Annotated in this window: 1 protein-coding gene; it reads left to right on the top strand. The window is 33.4% G+C overall.

The genetic code is table 11. The annotated features are described in order from the left end of the window. On the top strand, positions 1-1,303 hold a 1,303-nt coding region (locus GGR08_RS07950), incomplete at both ends, for a type ISP restriction/modification enzyme (protein ID WP_343050851.1).

Here is a 1,303-nt window from a genome sequence, read left to right as displayed (position 1 = left end):
AACAACAGTGAGTATTTAGAACATCAAAAAAATCTAAATATCCAAGTTATCTTTGGTAACCCTCCTTATTCAGTAGGACAAAAGAATGAAAATGACAACGCAAAGAAGACCCCTTATCCACTATTAGATAACCATATTCGTGAAATTTATGCTGCTCAATCTAAAACACCTTTTGTGCAAGCACTTTATGACAGCTATATTCGTGCCATTCGTTGGGCTAGTGATCGTATTGATAATGCTGGAATAATCGGCTTTGTTTCTGGTTCAGGTTACATAGAAAAATCGACAATGGACGGTTTACGAAAATCTTTAGCCAAAGAATTTAGCAGTATTTACGTACTCAATTTACGAGGAGATATTCGTAAAAACATGTTAAGTAATGGGGCTGCTCAAGAAGGGGAAAATGTTTTTGGCAACGGAAGTATGACTGGTATTGCTATAACGCTCTTTATCAAAAAGCCCAATGTGACTGAATCATGTAAAATTTACTATCATGATATTGGAGATAATCTTTCCACCGAAAAAAAACTTGGAATGATTCAAGACTTTGGTAGTGTTGGTGGCATTACACGAAGTAAACAAGGTTGGAAAATAATTACACCAGATAAGCATGGTGATTGGATTCATCAACGTGATGAAAGTTTTGAAACATTCTTAGCTTTAGGTGATAAGAAAGGATATGGTAAAAAACTATTTGAAAATTTTTCTTGTGGTCTAAAAACTAATCGTGATGCTTGGACATATAACTCAAGCCGTGAATTTTTAAAGAAAAACATGAATAATATGATTACGTTCTATAACAGCGAAGTAGAACGTTTTAATACTACCTATCGACACTCTGATCGTAAAACACGTGCAAATGCTGTAGATAATTTCGTCAATTCCGATGTAAAAAAGATCAGTTGGAGTCATAATATTAAACAAGAATTGGTAAAAGAAAAACTCTTTAAGTTTGAATGTTACAGTCTTACTCAAAGTCTTTATCGTCCTTTTACAAAACAATGGCTTTATTATAATCGCATCTTTAACGATGGGGTTTATCAAATGCCTCGTATATTCCCGATAGGACAAGCGGTTAAAAATCAAGTAATACAAGTTTCTGCTGTTGGAGGAAGAAGTGGTTTCTCTGTCTTAATGACTAAGAATTTACCTAACCATGATGCAATAGATAAAGGACAATGCTTTCCACGCTATATTTACGAAGATAACATAGTTTCAAAGAATAAAAATAAAAAACAATCCCATTTATTTACGAATTTTACACAAGAAAGCAAAACAGCTAATTTACAAAGGCATGATGCTA

The sequence above is a fragment of the Bartonella fuyuanensis genome (genome assembly GCF_014197255.1).
Lineage (GTDB): Bacteria > Pseudomonadota > Alphaproteobacteria > Rhizobiales > Rhizobiaceae > Bartonella > Bartonella fuyuanensis.
Note: the sequence above shows the minus strand (reverse complement) of the source record. Positions and strands in the feature narration are given on the sequence as shown.